This is a genomic window from Amycolatopsis nigrescens CSC17Ta-90, from assembly GCF_000384315.1.
GTDB classification, from domain to species: domain Bacteria; phylum Actinomycetota; class Actinomycetes; order Mycobacteriales; family Pseudonocardiaceae; genus Amycolatopsis; species Amycolatopsis nigrescens.
In genome coordinates, this window is the sequence record NZ_ARVW01000001.1 from 5,860,370 (window position 1) to 5,873,826 (window position 13,457).

At 69.6% G+C, this 13,457-nt stretch carries 12 protein-coding genes; 6 read left to right on the top strand and 6 right to left on the bottom strand.

What is annotated here, in order from left to right:
• The first annotated feature begins 65 nt into the window (after positions 1-65).
• The 3 genes from AMYNI_RS0127915 to AMYNI_RS0127925 all read left to right on the top strand — a co-directional run bounded on the left by AMYNI_RS0127915 (position 66) and on the right by AMYNI_RS0127925 (position 3,673).
• The gene (locus AMYNI_RS0127915) at positions 66-569 is read left to right on the top strand and encodes a DUF3145 domain-containing protein (RefSeq protein WP_026361023.1); all 504 of its coding nucleotides are present in this window, start codon (positions 66-68) and stop codon (positions 567-569) included.
• A gap of 25 nt (positions 570-594) precedes the next feature.
• On the top strand, positions 595-1,182 hold the full coding sequence (locus tag AMYNI_RS0127920; protein WP_020671379.1) for a hypothetical protein: 588 nt from the start codon (positions 595-597) through the stop codon (positions 1,180-1,182).
• A 103-nt stretch (positions 1,183-1,285) separates the two neighbouring features.
• A complete protein-coding gene (locus AMYNI_RS0127925) occupies positions 1,286-3,673 on the top strand; it encodes an HAD-IC family P-type ATPase (RefSeq protein ID WP_020671380.1) in 2,388 nt (795 codons plus the stop codon).
• A gap of 8 nt (positions 3,674-3,681) precedes the next feature.
• Here AMYNI_RS0127925 and AMYNI_RS0127930 read toward each other — a convergent pair whose 3' ends face one another.
• The 6 genes from AMYNI_RS0127930 to AMYNI_RS0127955 form a co-directional block, all read right to left on the bottom strand.
• Positions 3,682-5,118 carry an acyl-CoA carboxylase subunit beta gene (locus AMYNI_RS0127930; protein WP_020671381.1) on the bottom strand — a complete coding sequence of 479 codons (1,437 nt, stop codon included), beginning with the start codon at positions 5,116-5,118 and terminating at the stop codon, positions 3,682-3,684.
• A gap of 37 nt (positions 5,119-5,155) precedes the next feature.
• The gene (locus AMYNI_RS0127935) at positions 5,156-6,403 is read right to left on the bottom strand and encodes a beta-ketoacyl-[acyl-carrier-protein] synthase family protein (RefSeq protein WP_020671382.1); all 1,248 of its coding nucleotides are present in this window, start codon (positions 6,401-6,403) and stop codon (positions 5,156-5,158) included.
• Positions 6,404-6,470: 67 nt separating this feature from the next.
• The gene (locus tag AMYNI_RS0127940) at positions 6,471-6,716 is read right to left on the bottom strand and encodes an acyl carrier protein (protein ID WP_020671383.1); all 246 of its coding nucleotides are present in this window, start codon (positions 6,714-6,716) and stop codon (positions 6,471-6,473) included.
• 77 nt (positions 6,717-6,793) lie between these two features.
• Positions 6,794-7,777 carry a beta-ketoacyl-ACP synthase III gene (locus AMYNI_RS0127945; RefSeq protein ID WP_020671384.1) on the bottom strand — a complete coding sequence of 328 codons (984 nt, stop codon included), beginning with the start codon at positions 7,775-7,777 and terminating at the stop codon, positions 6,794-6,796.
• Complete coding sequence (locus AMYNI_RS0127950; protein ID WP_084628491.1) at positions 7,774-8,712, bottom strand: ACP S-malonyltransferase; 939 nt, start codon at positions 8,710-8,712, stop codon at positions 7,774-7,776. Before AMYNI_RS0127950 ends, AMYNI_RS0127945 begins: the two co-directional genes overlap by 4 nt.
• Positions 8,713-8,889: 177 nt before the next feature.
• A complete protein-coding gene (locus AMYNI_RS0127955; RefSeq protein WP_020671386.1) occupies positions 8,890-10,092 on the bottom strand; it encodes a PucR family transcriptional regulator in 1,203 nt (400 codons plus the stop codon).
• A gap of 131 nt (positions 10,093-10,223) precedes the next feature.
• Here AMYNI_RS0127955 and AMYNI_RS0127960 point away from each other — a divergent pair, with 131 nt between their 5' ends.
• From AMYNI_RS0127960 to AMYNI_RS45520, 3 genes are all read left to right on the top strand, one after another.
• Positions 10,224-11,135: an ABC transporter ATP-binding protein gene (locus tag AMYNI_RS0127960; protein WP_020671387.1), complete on the top strand. Its 912-nt coding sequence runs from the start codon at positions 10,224-10,226 to the stop codon at positions 11,133-11,135.
• Between the two features lie 35 nt (positions 11,136-11,170).
• Complete coding sequence (locus AMYNI_RS0127965) at positions 11,171-12,349, top strand: ABC transporter permease (RefSeq protein ID WP_040407400.1); 1,179 nt, start codon at positions 11,171-11,173, stop codon at positions 12,347-12,349.
• Positions 12,350-12,562: 213 nt separating this feature from the next.
• Positions 12,563-13,354, top strand: a complete 792-nt coding sequence (locus AMYNI_RS45520) for a mechanosensitive ion channel family protein (RefSeq protein WP_020671389.1) — start codon at positions 12,563-12,565, stop codon at positions 13,352-13,354.
• Positions 13,355-13,457: the final 103 nt, after the last annotated feature.

The following is a 13,457-nucleotide window of genomic DNA, read 5'->3' on the forward strand; positions in this document are numbered from 1 at the left end:
AGGGACAACCGCAACTCGCGAGGTCGTAGGGGAAGACGCCCCTCGTCGAGCAGCGGAGGTCAGCAGTGAGCACCCGTGGAAACACCCGTGGCGTGGTGTACGTCCACTCGTCGCCGTCTGCGGTGTGTCCGCACGTCGAGTGGGCCATTTCGGGCACCCTGGGTACCCGAGTAGATCTCAAGTGGACGGCGCAACCAGCCGCTCCAGGCCAGCTCCGGGCCGAATGCAGCTGGAGCGCGCCCACAGGTACCGGCGGCAAGCTGGCCGCCGGGCTGAAGGCATGGCCGATGCTGCGCTTCGAGGTGACCGAGGAGCCCAGCCCCGGAGTGGACGGCGAGCGGTTCTGTTTCGCGCCCGGCCTGGGTCTCTGGCACGGACGGACCAGCGCCAATGGCGACATCGTGGTGGGCGAGGACCAGCTGCGTGCCCTGGTCGGGCGGAGCAGGGCGGGTGAGTCGCTGGCGCACAAGCTGGACGAGTTGCTCGCCGCGAACTGGGATGAGGCGCTCGAGCCGTTCCGGCACGCCGGGGACGGTGCGCCGGTGACCTGGCTGCACCAGGTGGGCTGAAAAACGGTCCCACTACGCTGACGGTGTGCCCACCGCCTCGACCACCCGACTGCGCTGGCTGCTGCCGGTACTCGTGGTGGTGATCTCAGTGACCGTGGGGGGCGGCCTGCTGGCCAGGGAGCTCTACCGGCAGCCGGGCGGCGAGCCGGAGCCCGAGGCGACGGTGGCGGTCAGCACCCCGCTGGCGCCGAGTCAGCAGCCGGGGTCGCCCACCGTGGAGTTCACTCCGGACGCGGCCGCGCATCCACAGGAGACCTCGATCCGGCGCTTGCTCCAGACCTACTTCGACGCGATCAACTCGCGCGACTACGACCGGTGGAAGAGCACCGTCACCAGGCAGCGGGTGCAGGCGAAACCGGCGGAGGAGTGGCGCGACGACTACCGGACGACCAGGGACGGCAGCATCCTGGTGTACCGGATCGAGCCCGCGCCGGACCGGCGGCTCCGCGTGCTGGTCGGTTTCACCAGCACGCAGGACCCGCGCTACGCACCGCCGGAGCTACCGGAGACCTGCATCCACTGGAAGCTGATCTGGCCGCTGGCGCAGGAGGGCGGGCAGTGGAAGCTGGACACCCTGCCGGCCGGAAGTACGTCCGAAGCCACCAAGTGCTGAGTGCCGCACAGGTGAGGCGATGGGTCCGCCAGACCGTGGTGGCACCTGATCGTCGTCCCGAAGGGTGACGCGCCGGGAACCGCGGCCGCATAGAGTCACCCGCATGTCGAGCGACCAGGACCTACTTCCGCGGGATGTGGCCGACGGGCTGAGCGCGGCGGAGGTGGCCGAGCGGGTCGCCGCCGGCAAGACCAACGACGTGGCCACCAAGGCCAGCCGCACCACCGGCGAGATCATCCGGGCGAACGTGTTCACCCGGATCAACGCGATCTACGGCGTGCTCTTCGCGATCATCATGTCCACCGGGTACCTGCTGGACGGGTTGTTCGGCGGGCTGATCATCGTGAACAGCGCGATCGGCATGGTCCAGGAGCTGCGCGCGAAACGGACCCTGGAGCGGCTGGCCATCGTGGGGCAGGCGCGGCCCACCGTGCGCCGGGACGGGGCAAGCGTCGAGATCGATCCGGCCGGAGTGGTGCTCGACGACGTGGTCGAGCTCGGCGCCGGCGACAAGATCGTGGTGGACGGCGTGGTGCTGACCGCGGCGGCGCTGGAAATCGACGAGTCGCTGCTCACCGGCGAGTCCGACCCGGTGCTGAAGGAACCGGGTGACCAGGTGCTCTCCGGGAGTTTCGTGGTGGCCGGTTCGGGCGCGTACCGGGCGACCAAGGTGGGCAAGGACGCCTACGCGGCGAAACTGGCCGAGGAGGCCAGCAAGTTCACCTTGGTGAAGTCCGAGCTGCGCACCGGCATCAACAAGATCCTGAAGTTCATCACCTACCTGCTCGTTCCGGCCGGCGCGCTGACCATCTACAACCAGCTGGCCGGTGACCAGGCGCTGCCCGACGCGCTGCGCGGCATGGTGGCCGCCCTGGTCCCGATGGTGCCGGAAGGGCTGGTGCTGCTGACCAGTGTCGCCTTCGCGGTCGGCGTGGTCCGGCTCGGCAAGCGGCAGTGCCTCGTCCAGGAGCTACCCGCGATCGAAGGACTGGCCAGGGTCGACGTGGTCTGCGCGGACAAGACCGGCACGCTCACCGAGAACGCGATGCGGCTGGCTGAGGTGCATCCGGTGCGCGGGGCGGACGGGGACGTGGCGGTGTCCGAGGCGCTCGCCGCACTGGCCGCCGCGGAGGAACGGCCGAACGCGAGCCTGCAGGCGATTCTGGATGCGTTCCCGGAAGCGCCCGGCTGGCGCACCGAGGCGATCATGCCGTTCTCCTCGGCTCGCAAGTGGAGCGGCATCAGCTTCACCGGCAAGGGGAACTGGGTACTCGGTGCACCTGATGTGCTGCTCACCGCGGAGCAGCCGGAGCGCGCGGAGGCCGAGCGCATCGGCGCGCAGGGGCTGCGGGTGCTGCTGCTGGCCAGTGCCGAGCACGCGGTCGACACAGCGAGCGGGCCTGGTGAGATAACGCCGGTCGCGCTGGTCGTGCTCGAGCAGAAAGTGCGTCCGGACGCGAAGGACACCTTGGACTTCTTCGCGCACCAGTCGGTCACGGTCAAGGTGATCTCCGGTGACAACGCGGTGTCCGTCGGTGCGGTGGCAGGCACCCTGGACCTGGCCGGCGCGGACCGCCCGGTGGACGCCCGGAAACTGCCCGAGGACGCCGAGCGGCTGGCCGAGACGGTGGAGGAGTCGGCGGTGTTCGGCCGGGTCAGCCCGATGCAGAAACGGGCCATGGTGGGAGCGCTCCAGGCGAAGGGACATACCGTCGCGATGACCGGCGACGGGGTCAACGACGTGCTCGCGCTCAAGGACGCGGACATCGGCGTCGCGATGGGCGCGGGCAGCCCGGCCACCCGCGCGGTGGCGCAGATCGTGCTGCTGGACAACAAGTTCGCCACCCTGCCGCATGTGGTGGCCGAGGGCAGGCGGGTGATCGGCAACATCGAGCGGGTCTCGAACCTGTTCCTGGTCAAGACCGTCTACTCGGTGCTGCTGGCGCTGATGGTGGGCATCGCCGCGGTTCCGTTCCCGTTCCTGCCACGGCACGTGACCATCACCGCCTGGTTCACCATCGGCCTGCCGGCGTTCGTGCTTTCGCTGGCGCCGAACAACGAGCGCGCCCGCAGCGGGTTCGTGGGCAGGGTGATGCGCACCGCGATCCCGGCCGGGGTGGTGATCTCGACCGCCACCTTCGTTTCGTACCTACTGGTATATCAGGGTGCCGCGGCCACCGAGGTGGACAAGATGCGGGCCGGCACCACGGCGTTGATCACGCTGATCACCATCGCGCTGTGGGTGCTGGCGATCGTGGCCAGGCCCTACGCCTGGTGGAAGATCGGGCTGATCGCGGGCATGGTCGTGCTCAGCGCCGCGGCGTTCCTGATCCCGTTCACCCGCGAGGTGCTCCAGCTCGATCCGAGCGACATGCGGTTCACCGGGATCGCCTTCGCCTGCGGTGCGGTGGGCATCGTGCTGGTCGAGCTCGCCTGGTGGGTCAGCGGCTGGCTACGCGGGGAGAAACGTTCCCTCGTCGCACCGGGCTGAACACGCCGCTACAGCGGGATGTTGCCGTGGGAACCGCGGCCGGCGGGGGCGGCGGCGAGTGTCTCGGCGAGGACCCGGCGGGTGCGCGGCGGTTCGATGACCTCGTCCACCACGCCGATGGACATCGCCCTGCCCACGCCGCCGGCGATGCGCTCGTGCTCGGCGACCAGCGCGGCCTGCAGTGCTTCACGTTCTTCTTCCGGCGCGGCGGCGAGCTTCTTGCGGTGCAGGATGCCCACGGCCGCCTTGGCACCCATCACCGCGACCTCGGCCTCCGGCCAGGCGAACACCGCGGTGGCGCCGAGTGAGCGGGAGTTCATCGCGATATAGGCGCCGCCGAAGGACTTCCGCAGCACCAGGGTCACCCGCGGCACCACCGCTTCGGCGAAGGCGTGCAGCAGTTTCGCGCCCCGGCGGACCACGCCGTCCCATTCCTGGCCGACGCCGGGCAGGTAACCGGGCACGTCCACCAGCACCAGCAGCGGGACACCGAAGCTGTCGCACATCCGGACGAAACGCGCGGACTTCTCCGCGGACAGCGAGTCAAGGCAGCCGCCCTTGCGGATCGGGTTGTTCGCCAGCACGCCGACCGTGCGGCCGCCGAGCCTGCCGAGGCCGATCACCATGTTCGGCGCCCATTTGGCCTGGAGCTCCTCGAACATGCTGGTACCGGCGGAGTCGACGTCCAGGATGCCGCGCAGCACCGGTTTGATGTCGTAGGCGCGCTGCGGCTGCTCGGGCAGCAGCGCGCGCAGGTTCTGCTCGTCCCGCACCGCGTGCAGGTCGAACAATCCCGGCCTGGCGAGCAGGCCGGTGATCCGCCTGGCCCGCACGTAGGCGTCGGCTTCGGACTCGGCGAGCACGTGCACCACGCCGGACTTCTTGCCGTGGGCGTCGGCGCCGCCGAGGCCCTCCTGGTCGATCTGCTCACCGGTGACGCTGCGGACCACGTCCGGCCCGGTGACGAACACCCGCCCGGACGGCGCCATGATCACCACGTCGGTGAGCGCCGGGCCGTACGCGGCGCCACCGGCGGCCGGGCCGAGCACCACGGACAGCTGAGGGATCCGGCCGGAGGCGCGGATCATCGCGGCGAACACCTGGCCGACCGCGTCCAGCGCCTCGACGCCCTCGGCCAGTCGTGCGCCGCCGGAATGCCACAGCCCGATCACCGGGCAGCGTTCCCGCACCGCGGTGTCGATCGCCTCGACGATGTGCCGGCATCCTTCGATGCCCATCGCGCCACCCATCTTGGTGGCGTCGGTGCAGTACACGATCACCTTGGCACCGTCGATGCGGCCGCGTACGGTGTAGACACCGCTGGAGTCAGCCGGGCGCAACGCGGAAACCGTGCCTTCGTCGAGCAGCGCGGCGACCCGCACCTCCGGCTCGCGCGGGTCGATCCTGCGCGGTTCGCTGTCGGGCGGAGCTGCCAGCGAGGTCATGTTCGGTCCCCCAGTCGGATCCTTCCGCGCGTGGGTCTCACGCCGCGGTGAAAAGCAAGGCGGTGTTGTGACCGCCGAACCCGAAGGAGTTGCTGACGGCCGCGGTCAGGTCGACCTTGCGCGGCTCGCCGGCTACCACGTCGAGCTGCACCCGCGGGTCCAGGTTCTCCAGGTTGAGCGTCGCCGGCACGATGCCGTGGTAGAGCGCCAGGATGGTGGCGATGCCCTCCACCGCGCCGGCACCGCCGACCAGGTGGCCGAGCGCGCCCTTCGGCGCGGTCACCACCGTGTGATCCCCGACCGCGTTGCGGATGGCGGCGGCTTCGCCGACATCGCCGACCACGGTCGAGGTCGCGTGCGCGTTGACGTGGCCGATGTCCGCCGGGCTCAGGTCCGCCATCCTGATGGCCGCGCGCATGGCCGCGATCTGGCCGATGCCCTCCGGGTGGTTGCCGGTGATGTGGTAGCCGTCCGAAGTGATGCCGAACCCGCTCAGGGTCGCGTAGATCTTGGCGCCACGGGCTTTCGCGCGGTCCGCGCGTTCCAGCACCACCACGCCGGCGCCCTCGCCGAGCACGAAGCCGTCACGGTGCGCGTCGAACGGCCGCGAAGCGTGCGCCGGGTCGTCGTTGCGGGTGGAGACGGTGCGGGCCTGTGCGAAACCGGCCAGCGTGATCGGGTGGATGCAGGCTTCCGCGCCGCCGGCCACCACCACGTCGGCCCGGCCGGACTGGATCATCTCGTAACCCGTGGCGATGCCTTCCGCGCCGGAAGCGCAGGCCGACGCGGGCGAGTGCACGCCCGCGCGCGCCTTCAGCTCGATGCCGACGTGCGCGGCCGGGCCGTTCGGCATCAGCATCGGCACGGTCAGCGGCGACACCTTCCGGATGCCGTGCTCCTTGAGCAGTTCGTTCTGGTTGATGAGGGTGACCGGACCGCCGACACCGGTACCGATGGTCACCCCCAGGCGCTCGGGCTCCACGTCCTGGTGGTCGTCCGTGGGTTCGGTGAACCCCGCGTCCGCCCACGCCTGACGTGCCGCGATGATGGCCACCTGCTCACAACGGTCCAGCCTGCGCGCCTGCACGCGAGGCAGACGTTCCGTTGGTTCCTCCGCGAGCTGCGCACCGATCTTCACCGGCAGGTCGAACTTGTCGGCCCACTCGGCTTCGAGGGTGCGGATCCCGCTGGCCCCGGCCAACAGACCGTCCCAGGTGGACGCGACGTCCCCGCCGAGCGGTGTGGTGGCACCCAGCCCGGTGATCACGACGTCGATGTTGCGCATTGGAGTCTCCCAAGGTCGGCGCCTGTGTTGCTGACTACTGGTTAGTTCGGGACTCGACCTGAGAAGTTCAGTTCGAGTTCGCGGCGACGTAGTTCACGGCGTCGCCCACGGTCTTCAGGTTCGCGAGCTCGTCGTCCGGGATCTTCACGCCGAACTTGTCCTCGGCCTGCACGGCGATCTCCACCATGGACAGCGAGTCGATGTCCAGGTCGTCCACGAAGGACTTCTCGGTGCTGACGTCGTCCTGTGCGACGCCGGCCACCTCTTCGACGATCTCGGCGAGGCCGGACAGGATCTCTTCTTTCTCTGCCACTGAAGTTCCCTTTCCTGGGGTTCTGGTCTTCACTGTGTTCATTTCGGAGGGCACGGCACCCGCCGGTGATACTGATATCACGGGCAGATGATGGCCTGACCCGCGTAGGACAGTCCGGCTCCGAACCCGACCATCAGCACGACGTCGCCCTTCTTCGCGGTGCCGGCGGCGCGCATGTGGTCCAGCGCCATCGGGATCGAAGCGGACGACGTGTTTCCGGAGTACTTGATGTCGTCGGCGACGACCATGTCCTCCCTGGCGCCCTTGGCGCGCAGTTTCTTCGCGATCGCCTCGACGATCCGCAGGTTGGCCTGGTGCGGGATCAGAACGTCCACATCGGACGGTTCGAGTCCGGCGGCTTCCAGCGCGCGGATCGCGATCGGGGCGATCCGCGTGGTCGCCCAGCGGAAGACCGACTGGCCCTCCTGGTAGATGTACTTGTGCTCGCGCATGTAGATGCTGTCGACGAGGTCGCCGGCGCTGCCCCACACGACCGGGCCGATCCCCGGCTCCTCGGACGCGCCGACCAGCGCGGCACCGGCGCCGTCCGCGAAGATGATCGCGTTCGCCCGGTCCGTCGGGTCCACCGCGTCGGTCAGCTTCTCCGCGCCGATCACCAGCACCTGCCCCGAGGAGCCGGCCCGGATCAGGTCGGAGGCGACACCGAGGCCGTAGCAGAACCCGGCGCAGGCCGCGTTCAGGTCGAAGGCGCCCGGCGAGGAGATGCCGATCCGGTCGGCCACCTGGGCGGCCGCGTTCGGGATCGGCGAGGGCATGGTGCAGTTCGGCAGGATGACCGTGTCCACTTCGGACGGATCTACCCCGGCGTCGGCCAGTGCCCTGCTGCCGGCGGTGACGGCCATGTCGACCAGCAGTTCGTCCTTCTCGGCGAACCGGCGTTCGATGATGCCGACCCGGTCCCGGATCCACTGGTCGCTGGTGTCCATGATCTCGGACAGGTCGTCGTTGGTGACCACACGGTCCGGCTGCGTGCTGCCGACGCCGAGAACTCGCGTCGCGGTGGGGCCCTGCTTCAGCCGCAGTGTCGGCCGATCGGTCATCGAGCGTCCTCCTGGTCGGCCAGCTGGGCCAGGTTCTCCGGGGTCTTCAATGCGATCGGCTTCGTCACGACGTCCTTCAGCTGCCGCTTGACCAGGCCGGTCAGCGTGCCGGCGGGCGGCAGCTCCACGGTCCCGGTGACGCCGAGCGAGGCCAGCCCGTCCATGGTCAGGTCCCAGCGCACCGGGCTGGTCACCTGCTTCACCAGCCGTGCGAGGTATTCCGCGCCGCTGGTGACCACCGAACCGTCCGCATTGGACAGCAGCGGGCGGTTCGGGTCGGCGGGTGAGATGCCCGCGGCGTGCTCGCGCAGTGCTTCCTCGGCGGGGGCCATGTACGAGGTGTGGAACGCGCCCGCGACCTTCAGCGCACGCACCTTGGTGCCTTCGAGCGGCTCCGCCACGATCCGCTCGATCGCGTCGGCGGCGCCGGAGGCCACGATCTGGCCCGCGCCGTTCTGGTTCGCCGCGGCGAGGCCGTGGTCGGCAAGCCAGGCGACCACCCGTTCCGGCTCGCCCAGCATCACCGCGGCCATGCTGGTCGGCTCGATCGCGCAGGCCTTCGCCATCTCGGCGCCGCGGACCGCGGCCAGTGCCACCGCCTCTTCGGGGGCCAGCACCCCGGCGATGGCCGCGGCGGCCAGCTCGCCCACCGAGTGCCCGGCGACCGGCGTGTCCGAGGGCACCAGGTTCTGGCGCTCGATCTCGCCGTAGGCCAGCAGGGACAGCGCGACGATCAGCGGTTGCGCGATCGCGGTGTCCTGGATGGTGTCCGCGTCGGCCTCGGTGCCGAGGTGGACCAGGTCGAGCCCGGCCCGGTCGGACCACTGCCGCAGGCGGTCGCGGGTGCCGTCGAGTTCGAGCCAGGGCGAGAACATGCCGGGGGCCTGGGAGCCCTGTCCGGGGGCGAGGACTGCAGTCACCCGTCTAGGGAACACGGTCCGTGGCCTCGATCGTGATGCCGCGGCTCACCAAGTACTCAAGGCGATGTTGTAGGAACCCTACAAACGCCGGGCCTTGATAAACGCCCGTAACGGGAAGGTCTTGTCGGGTTCAGGTATTTTCAGAAGTGAAGTGGGTCACTGGCCGACGGCTACGATCCGTCACCGGGACCATTACCAAAGACCGCGCGCCCTGGCCAGCCTGCCGACCGTCAGCGCGACCCGGAGGACCAGCGCGTCCCGGGGGTCGGCGGCGTTGCGCCCGGTGAGCTCGGCGGCCCGGCGCAACCTGTAGCGCACCGTGTTCGGATGCACGAACAAGGTGCGCGCACAGGTCTCCAGCACCCCGCCCGCCTCCAGGTAGGTCTCCACCGTCTGCAGCAGGGTCGGGCCGGCCTGCTCCAGCGGCCTGGCGATCTCCTCGATCAGCAGCCGCTCGGCTTCGGCGTCCCCGGACAGCGCCCGCTCGGGCAGCAGGTCCGCGGACCTGGCCGGCCGGGGAGCGGCGGGCCAGCCGACCACCGCGCGCAGCCCGGACAGCGCCTCCGCCGCGCTCTGGTGGGCCTCGGCCAGGCTGGGCACGGTCGGCCCGGCGACCACCGGGCCTTCGCCGAACGCGGCGGACAGCTTGGCCAGGATCTCCCTGTCCTTGGCGGTGCCGTCGGTCGGCCCGCCGACGACCACGACCAGGCGCGAGCCCTGCACGCTGAGCAGGACCGGCCTGCTCACCCTGGCCGCCCGGCTGCGCACCTCGAACACGACCGTCGGTGGGTCGTCCGACGGCGGGTTGCCGACCAGCGCGGTGGCGCTGGCCGCCGGGTCCCAGCCCAGCGCGGACGCCCTGGACAGCACCGACTCCTCCGCGTCGCCACGCACGATGCCGTCCACCACCAGCGCTTCGAGCCTGGCGTCCCAGGCGCCGCGCGCCTCCGCGGCTGCCGCGTAGGAGTTCGCCGTGGCGAAGGCGATTTCCCTGCCGTAGCGGAGAATCCCTTCGATCAGGGCGGCCCGTTCCGCCTCGTTGGCGGCGAACTCGGGCAGTTGCTCCTCGAAAACCTCGATGGCGAGGCGGACCAGCCCGACCGCCTGGCGGAGGCTGACCGAGCGGGACAGCTCGGTCGGTGCGCCCCGGAACGCCTCGGTGGTGAGCTTGAGCGCCTCCTTGGAGTCCCGCAGCCACGAGACGAACCCGGCGGCGCCGGTCTGGATGATCAGCAACACGCTGGCCCGCTGGTCGGCCGGCAGCCTGCCGAACCACGGCAGCCGCCGCTCCATCGCGGTGACGCTCGCCGAGGCCAGCCGTCCCGAGGCGCGCTCGAGCTGCCGCAGCGTCTTCGCGGACAGCCCGTGGTGCTTCTGGCGGGGACTCTCAGTCATGATGCGGCGATCCTACGTGCCCCGGCGAACTCGCAACCCGCGCGAACCGGGTGACAACTAAGGTTGCTGGCCCCGCGGTCAGTACGCTCCCTACGATTCCACTTAGGAAATGGCGAGGGGAAGGCGGACGAGTGCCGGAACAGCAGTTGGAGATCGACGCGATTTCCAAACGGTATGGCGATGTGGTCGCTTTGCGTGAGATGACCTTCGATGTCCGGGCCGGGGAATTGTTCGGATTCGTCGGCAGCAACGGGGCGGGGAAGACCACCACCATGCGCATCGCACTGGGGGTGCTGTCCAGCGATTCCGGGGAGGTCCGCTGGGACGGCAGGCCGATCACCCTGGAGACCCGGCGGCACATCGGCTACATGCCGGAGGAGCGCGGTCTCTATCCGAAGATGAAAGTGGCAGAACAGCTCGCATATCTGGCGCGATTGCACGGCATGCCGGCGGCGACCGCGAAGAAGTCGGTGGACGACTGGACCGAACGGCTCGGCGTGGCTTCGCGTCGTGAGGACGAAGTGCAAAAGCTCAGCCTCGGCAACCAGCAGCGGGTGCAGCTGGCCGCGGCGCTGGTGCACAACCCGTCCATTCTGGTGCTCGACGAGCCGTTCTCCGGTCTGGACCCGGTCGCGGTGGACGTGATGAGCCAGGTGCTGCGGGAAAAGGCGAACGAAGGGGTGCCGGTGGTCTTCTCCAGCCACCAGCTCGATCTCGTCGAGCGGCTCTGCGACCGGATCGGCATCGTCCGCAATGGACAGATGGTCGCCAGGGGCACCGTGGACGAGCTGCGCGCGGGCGGGACCGTCGGGCTGGTGGTGGACGCGCCGGCGGCGCCGCAGGGCTGGGCAGCCGGGCTGCCGGGGGTCGCGGTGTTGCGGCACGAGGGCGGCAAGACCGAGCTGGAACTCGGCGAGGGGGCGGACGACCAGGCGGTGCTGCGGGCGGCGCTGGCGACCGGCCCGGTGCACGAGTTCGCCCGGCGGCTGCCGTCGCTGACCGAACTTTTCCGCAACGTCGTCACCGAGGAGGTCGCCGCGTGAATGCCGTGAACAAGCCTGAAGACAGCGCAGGCGCCATGTCCGCGGTCTGGCTGGTGGCGTCCAGGGAGATCAGCACCAGGCTGCGGTCGAAGGCTTACGTGGTCAGCACCCTGGTGCTGCTGGTGCTGATCGTCGGCGCGACCCTGGTGATGAAACTGCTGGCCGGCACCGGTTCGGACGCGACTATCGGTTTCACCACGCCGACCGCGCCGCTGGCCGCACCGCTGCAGGTCAGCGCGAAGACCATCGGCGAGGACGTGGCGACCAAGCAGGTGCCCGACGAGGCGGCGGGACGGTCGGAGGTGGCCGCCGGCAATCTGGACGCGCTGCTGGTCGGTGACGGCAAGCGGATCCAGGTCGTGGTGGAGAAGGATCTCGACAAGAACCTGGAGAACGCGCTCAACGTGCTGGCCGGGCAGCTCGCGCTGAACCAGCAGATCACCGACCTCGGTGGTGACCCGGCGAGCGTGCAGGCGGCGGTGAGCGGCGCGGGGGTGCAGGTCGAACCGCTCGAACAGCCGTATTCCTACGACGGGCAGCAGCTCGTGCTTGGCATCCTGGCCGGCATTCTGATCTACATCTCGCTGCTGCTCAACGGCCAGTCGGTCGCGCAGGGCGTGGTCGAGGAAAAGACCAGCCGGGTGGTCGAGCTGCTGCTGTCCACCATCCGACCGTGGCAGCTGATGACCGGCAAGGTGCTCGGCATCGGCGCGATCGGGTTGATCCAGATGCTGGCGATAGGGGTGGTCGGGATCGCCTCCGGACTGGCCACCGGGGTACTGACCATCTCCATCTCGGCCGCGGCGAGCACGGTGATCTGGCTGGTCGTCTGGTACCTGCTCGGCTTCCTGATGTACTCGATCGTGTTCGCCGCCCTCGGCGCACTGGTGTCGCGGCAGGAGGACGTGGGCGGCGCGGTGTCGCCGGCCCTGATGCTCATCATCGCCGGGTATGTCGTCGGCGTCTCGGTGCTGCCGTCGGACCCCGGCAACACGCTGGCCGAGGTGCTGTCGGTGATCCCGGTCTTCGCGCCGACGCTGATGCCGATGCGGCTGGCCATGGGCGGGGTGCCGGCCTGGGAGGCGGTGCTCTCGGTGGGGCTGGTGGTGGTGCTGATCCCGCTGTTGATCTGGCTCGCCGCCAGGATCTACCGGAACGCGGTGATGCGGACCGGCGCGAAGGTGAAGCTGCGGGACGCGCTCACCACGGCGTAACCTTCGCGAAACGCCCGAAGCCGCCCGGCGCTGCGGTTTTCGCTGCGCCGGGCGGCTTCGTCTCCCCGGTCCCCACCGGTATATCCACTATGACCCGTGTCGATCTTCTCCCGCTACTGGTCTCACCCAATCGTGGAACGCTCGAGTTGCCGCGTATCGGTCGCTGTTAAACGATCGCTGCACGATTTCAATTCGCGGACACGAGGAGGAACTGTGGGTGAGCAGCTCAAGGATGGGCTGGGCCAAGCGTGGAACATGGTGGCCACCTTTGTCCCGAAGCTCGTCGGATTCCTGATCATTCTGCTGATCGGCTGGCTTATCGCCAAGGCGGTCGCGAAGGCGCTGACGCTGGTGCTCGGCAAGCTCGGATTCGACAAACTGATCGACAAGACCGGGCTTTCCGGCACGCTCAAACAATCGAATACGGACGCCACCGGCATCATCGCGAAGCTGGTGTACTACTTCATTCTGCTGATCGCCCTGCAGCTGGCGTTCGGCGTGTTCGGCGAGAGCAATCCGGTGAGCCAGCTGCTCAACGAGGTGATCGCGTTCCTGCCGCGGATCGTGGTCGCGCTGGTGCTGATCATCGTGGCGGCGGCGATCGCGAACGTGGTCCGCAACATGGTGCACGGAGCGCTTTCCACCAGGCCGGCCGGTCGCCTGCTGGGCACGGTGGCCTACTGGCTGATCATGGCCTTCGGCATCATCGCCGCGCTGAACCAGATCAACATCGCCACCACGGTCACCACCCCGGTGCTGGTTGCGGTGCTGGCGACCATCGGCGGGGTGATCGTGGTCGGCTTCGGTGGCGGCCTGATCAAACCCGCGCAGCAGCGCTGGGACGGCTGGCTGGCGAACATGCAGGGCCAGCTCGGCAAGGGCGGCGGCACCGAGCGCGGCCAGGTCCGTGACCGCGAGGGCAACGGCCACACGGCGGCGAACGGCCCGGCAGCCGGGGTCGACACGCCGACCCCGCCGCACGGCTTCGGCCAGGTCAGCCGCTGACCGGCAGCCCAGCCGGCTGACCCACCACGTCCGGCCCGGTGACCGCGGAGGTCGCCGGGCCGGACGTGTGCGCGGGGTGCCGAGGGTGTCCGGTCTTTGGGAT

Coding starts and splice junctions, on each gene's coding strand:
- AMYNI_RS0127925 (WP_020671380.1), top strand. CDS start 1,286: ATGTCGAGCGACCAGGACCTACTTCCGCGGGATGTGGCCGACGGGCTG.
- AMYNI_RS0127930 (WP_020671381.1), bottom strand. CDS start 5,118: ATGACCTCGCTGGCAGCTCCGCCCGACAGCGAACCGCGCAGGATCGAC.
- AMYNI_RS0127935 (WP_020671382.1), bottom strand. CDS start 6,403: ATGCGCAACATCGACGTCGTGATCACCGGGCTGGGTGCCACCACACCG.
- AMYNI_RS0127945 (WP_020671384.1), bottom strand. CDS start 7,777: ATGACCGATCGGCCGACACTGCGGCTGAAGCAGGGCCCCACCGCGACG.
- AMYNI_RS0127955 (WP_020671386.1), bottom strand. CDS start 10,092: ATGACTGAGAGTCCCCGCCAGAAGCACCACGGGCTGTCCGCGAAGACG.
- AMYNI_RS0127965 (WP_040407400.1), top strand. CDS start 11,171: ATGTCCGCGGTCTGGCTGGTGGCGTCCAGGGAGATCAGCACCAGGCTG.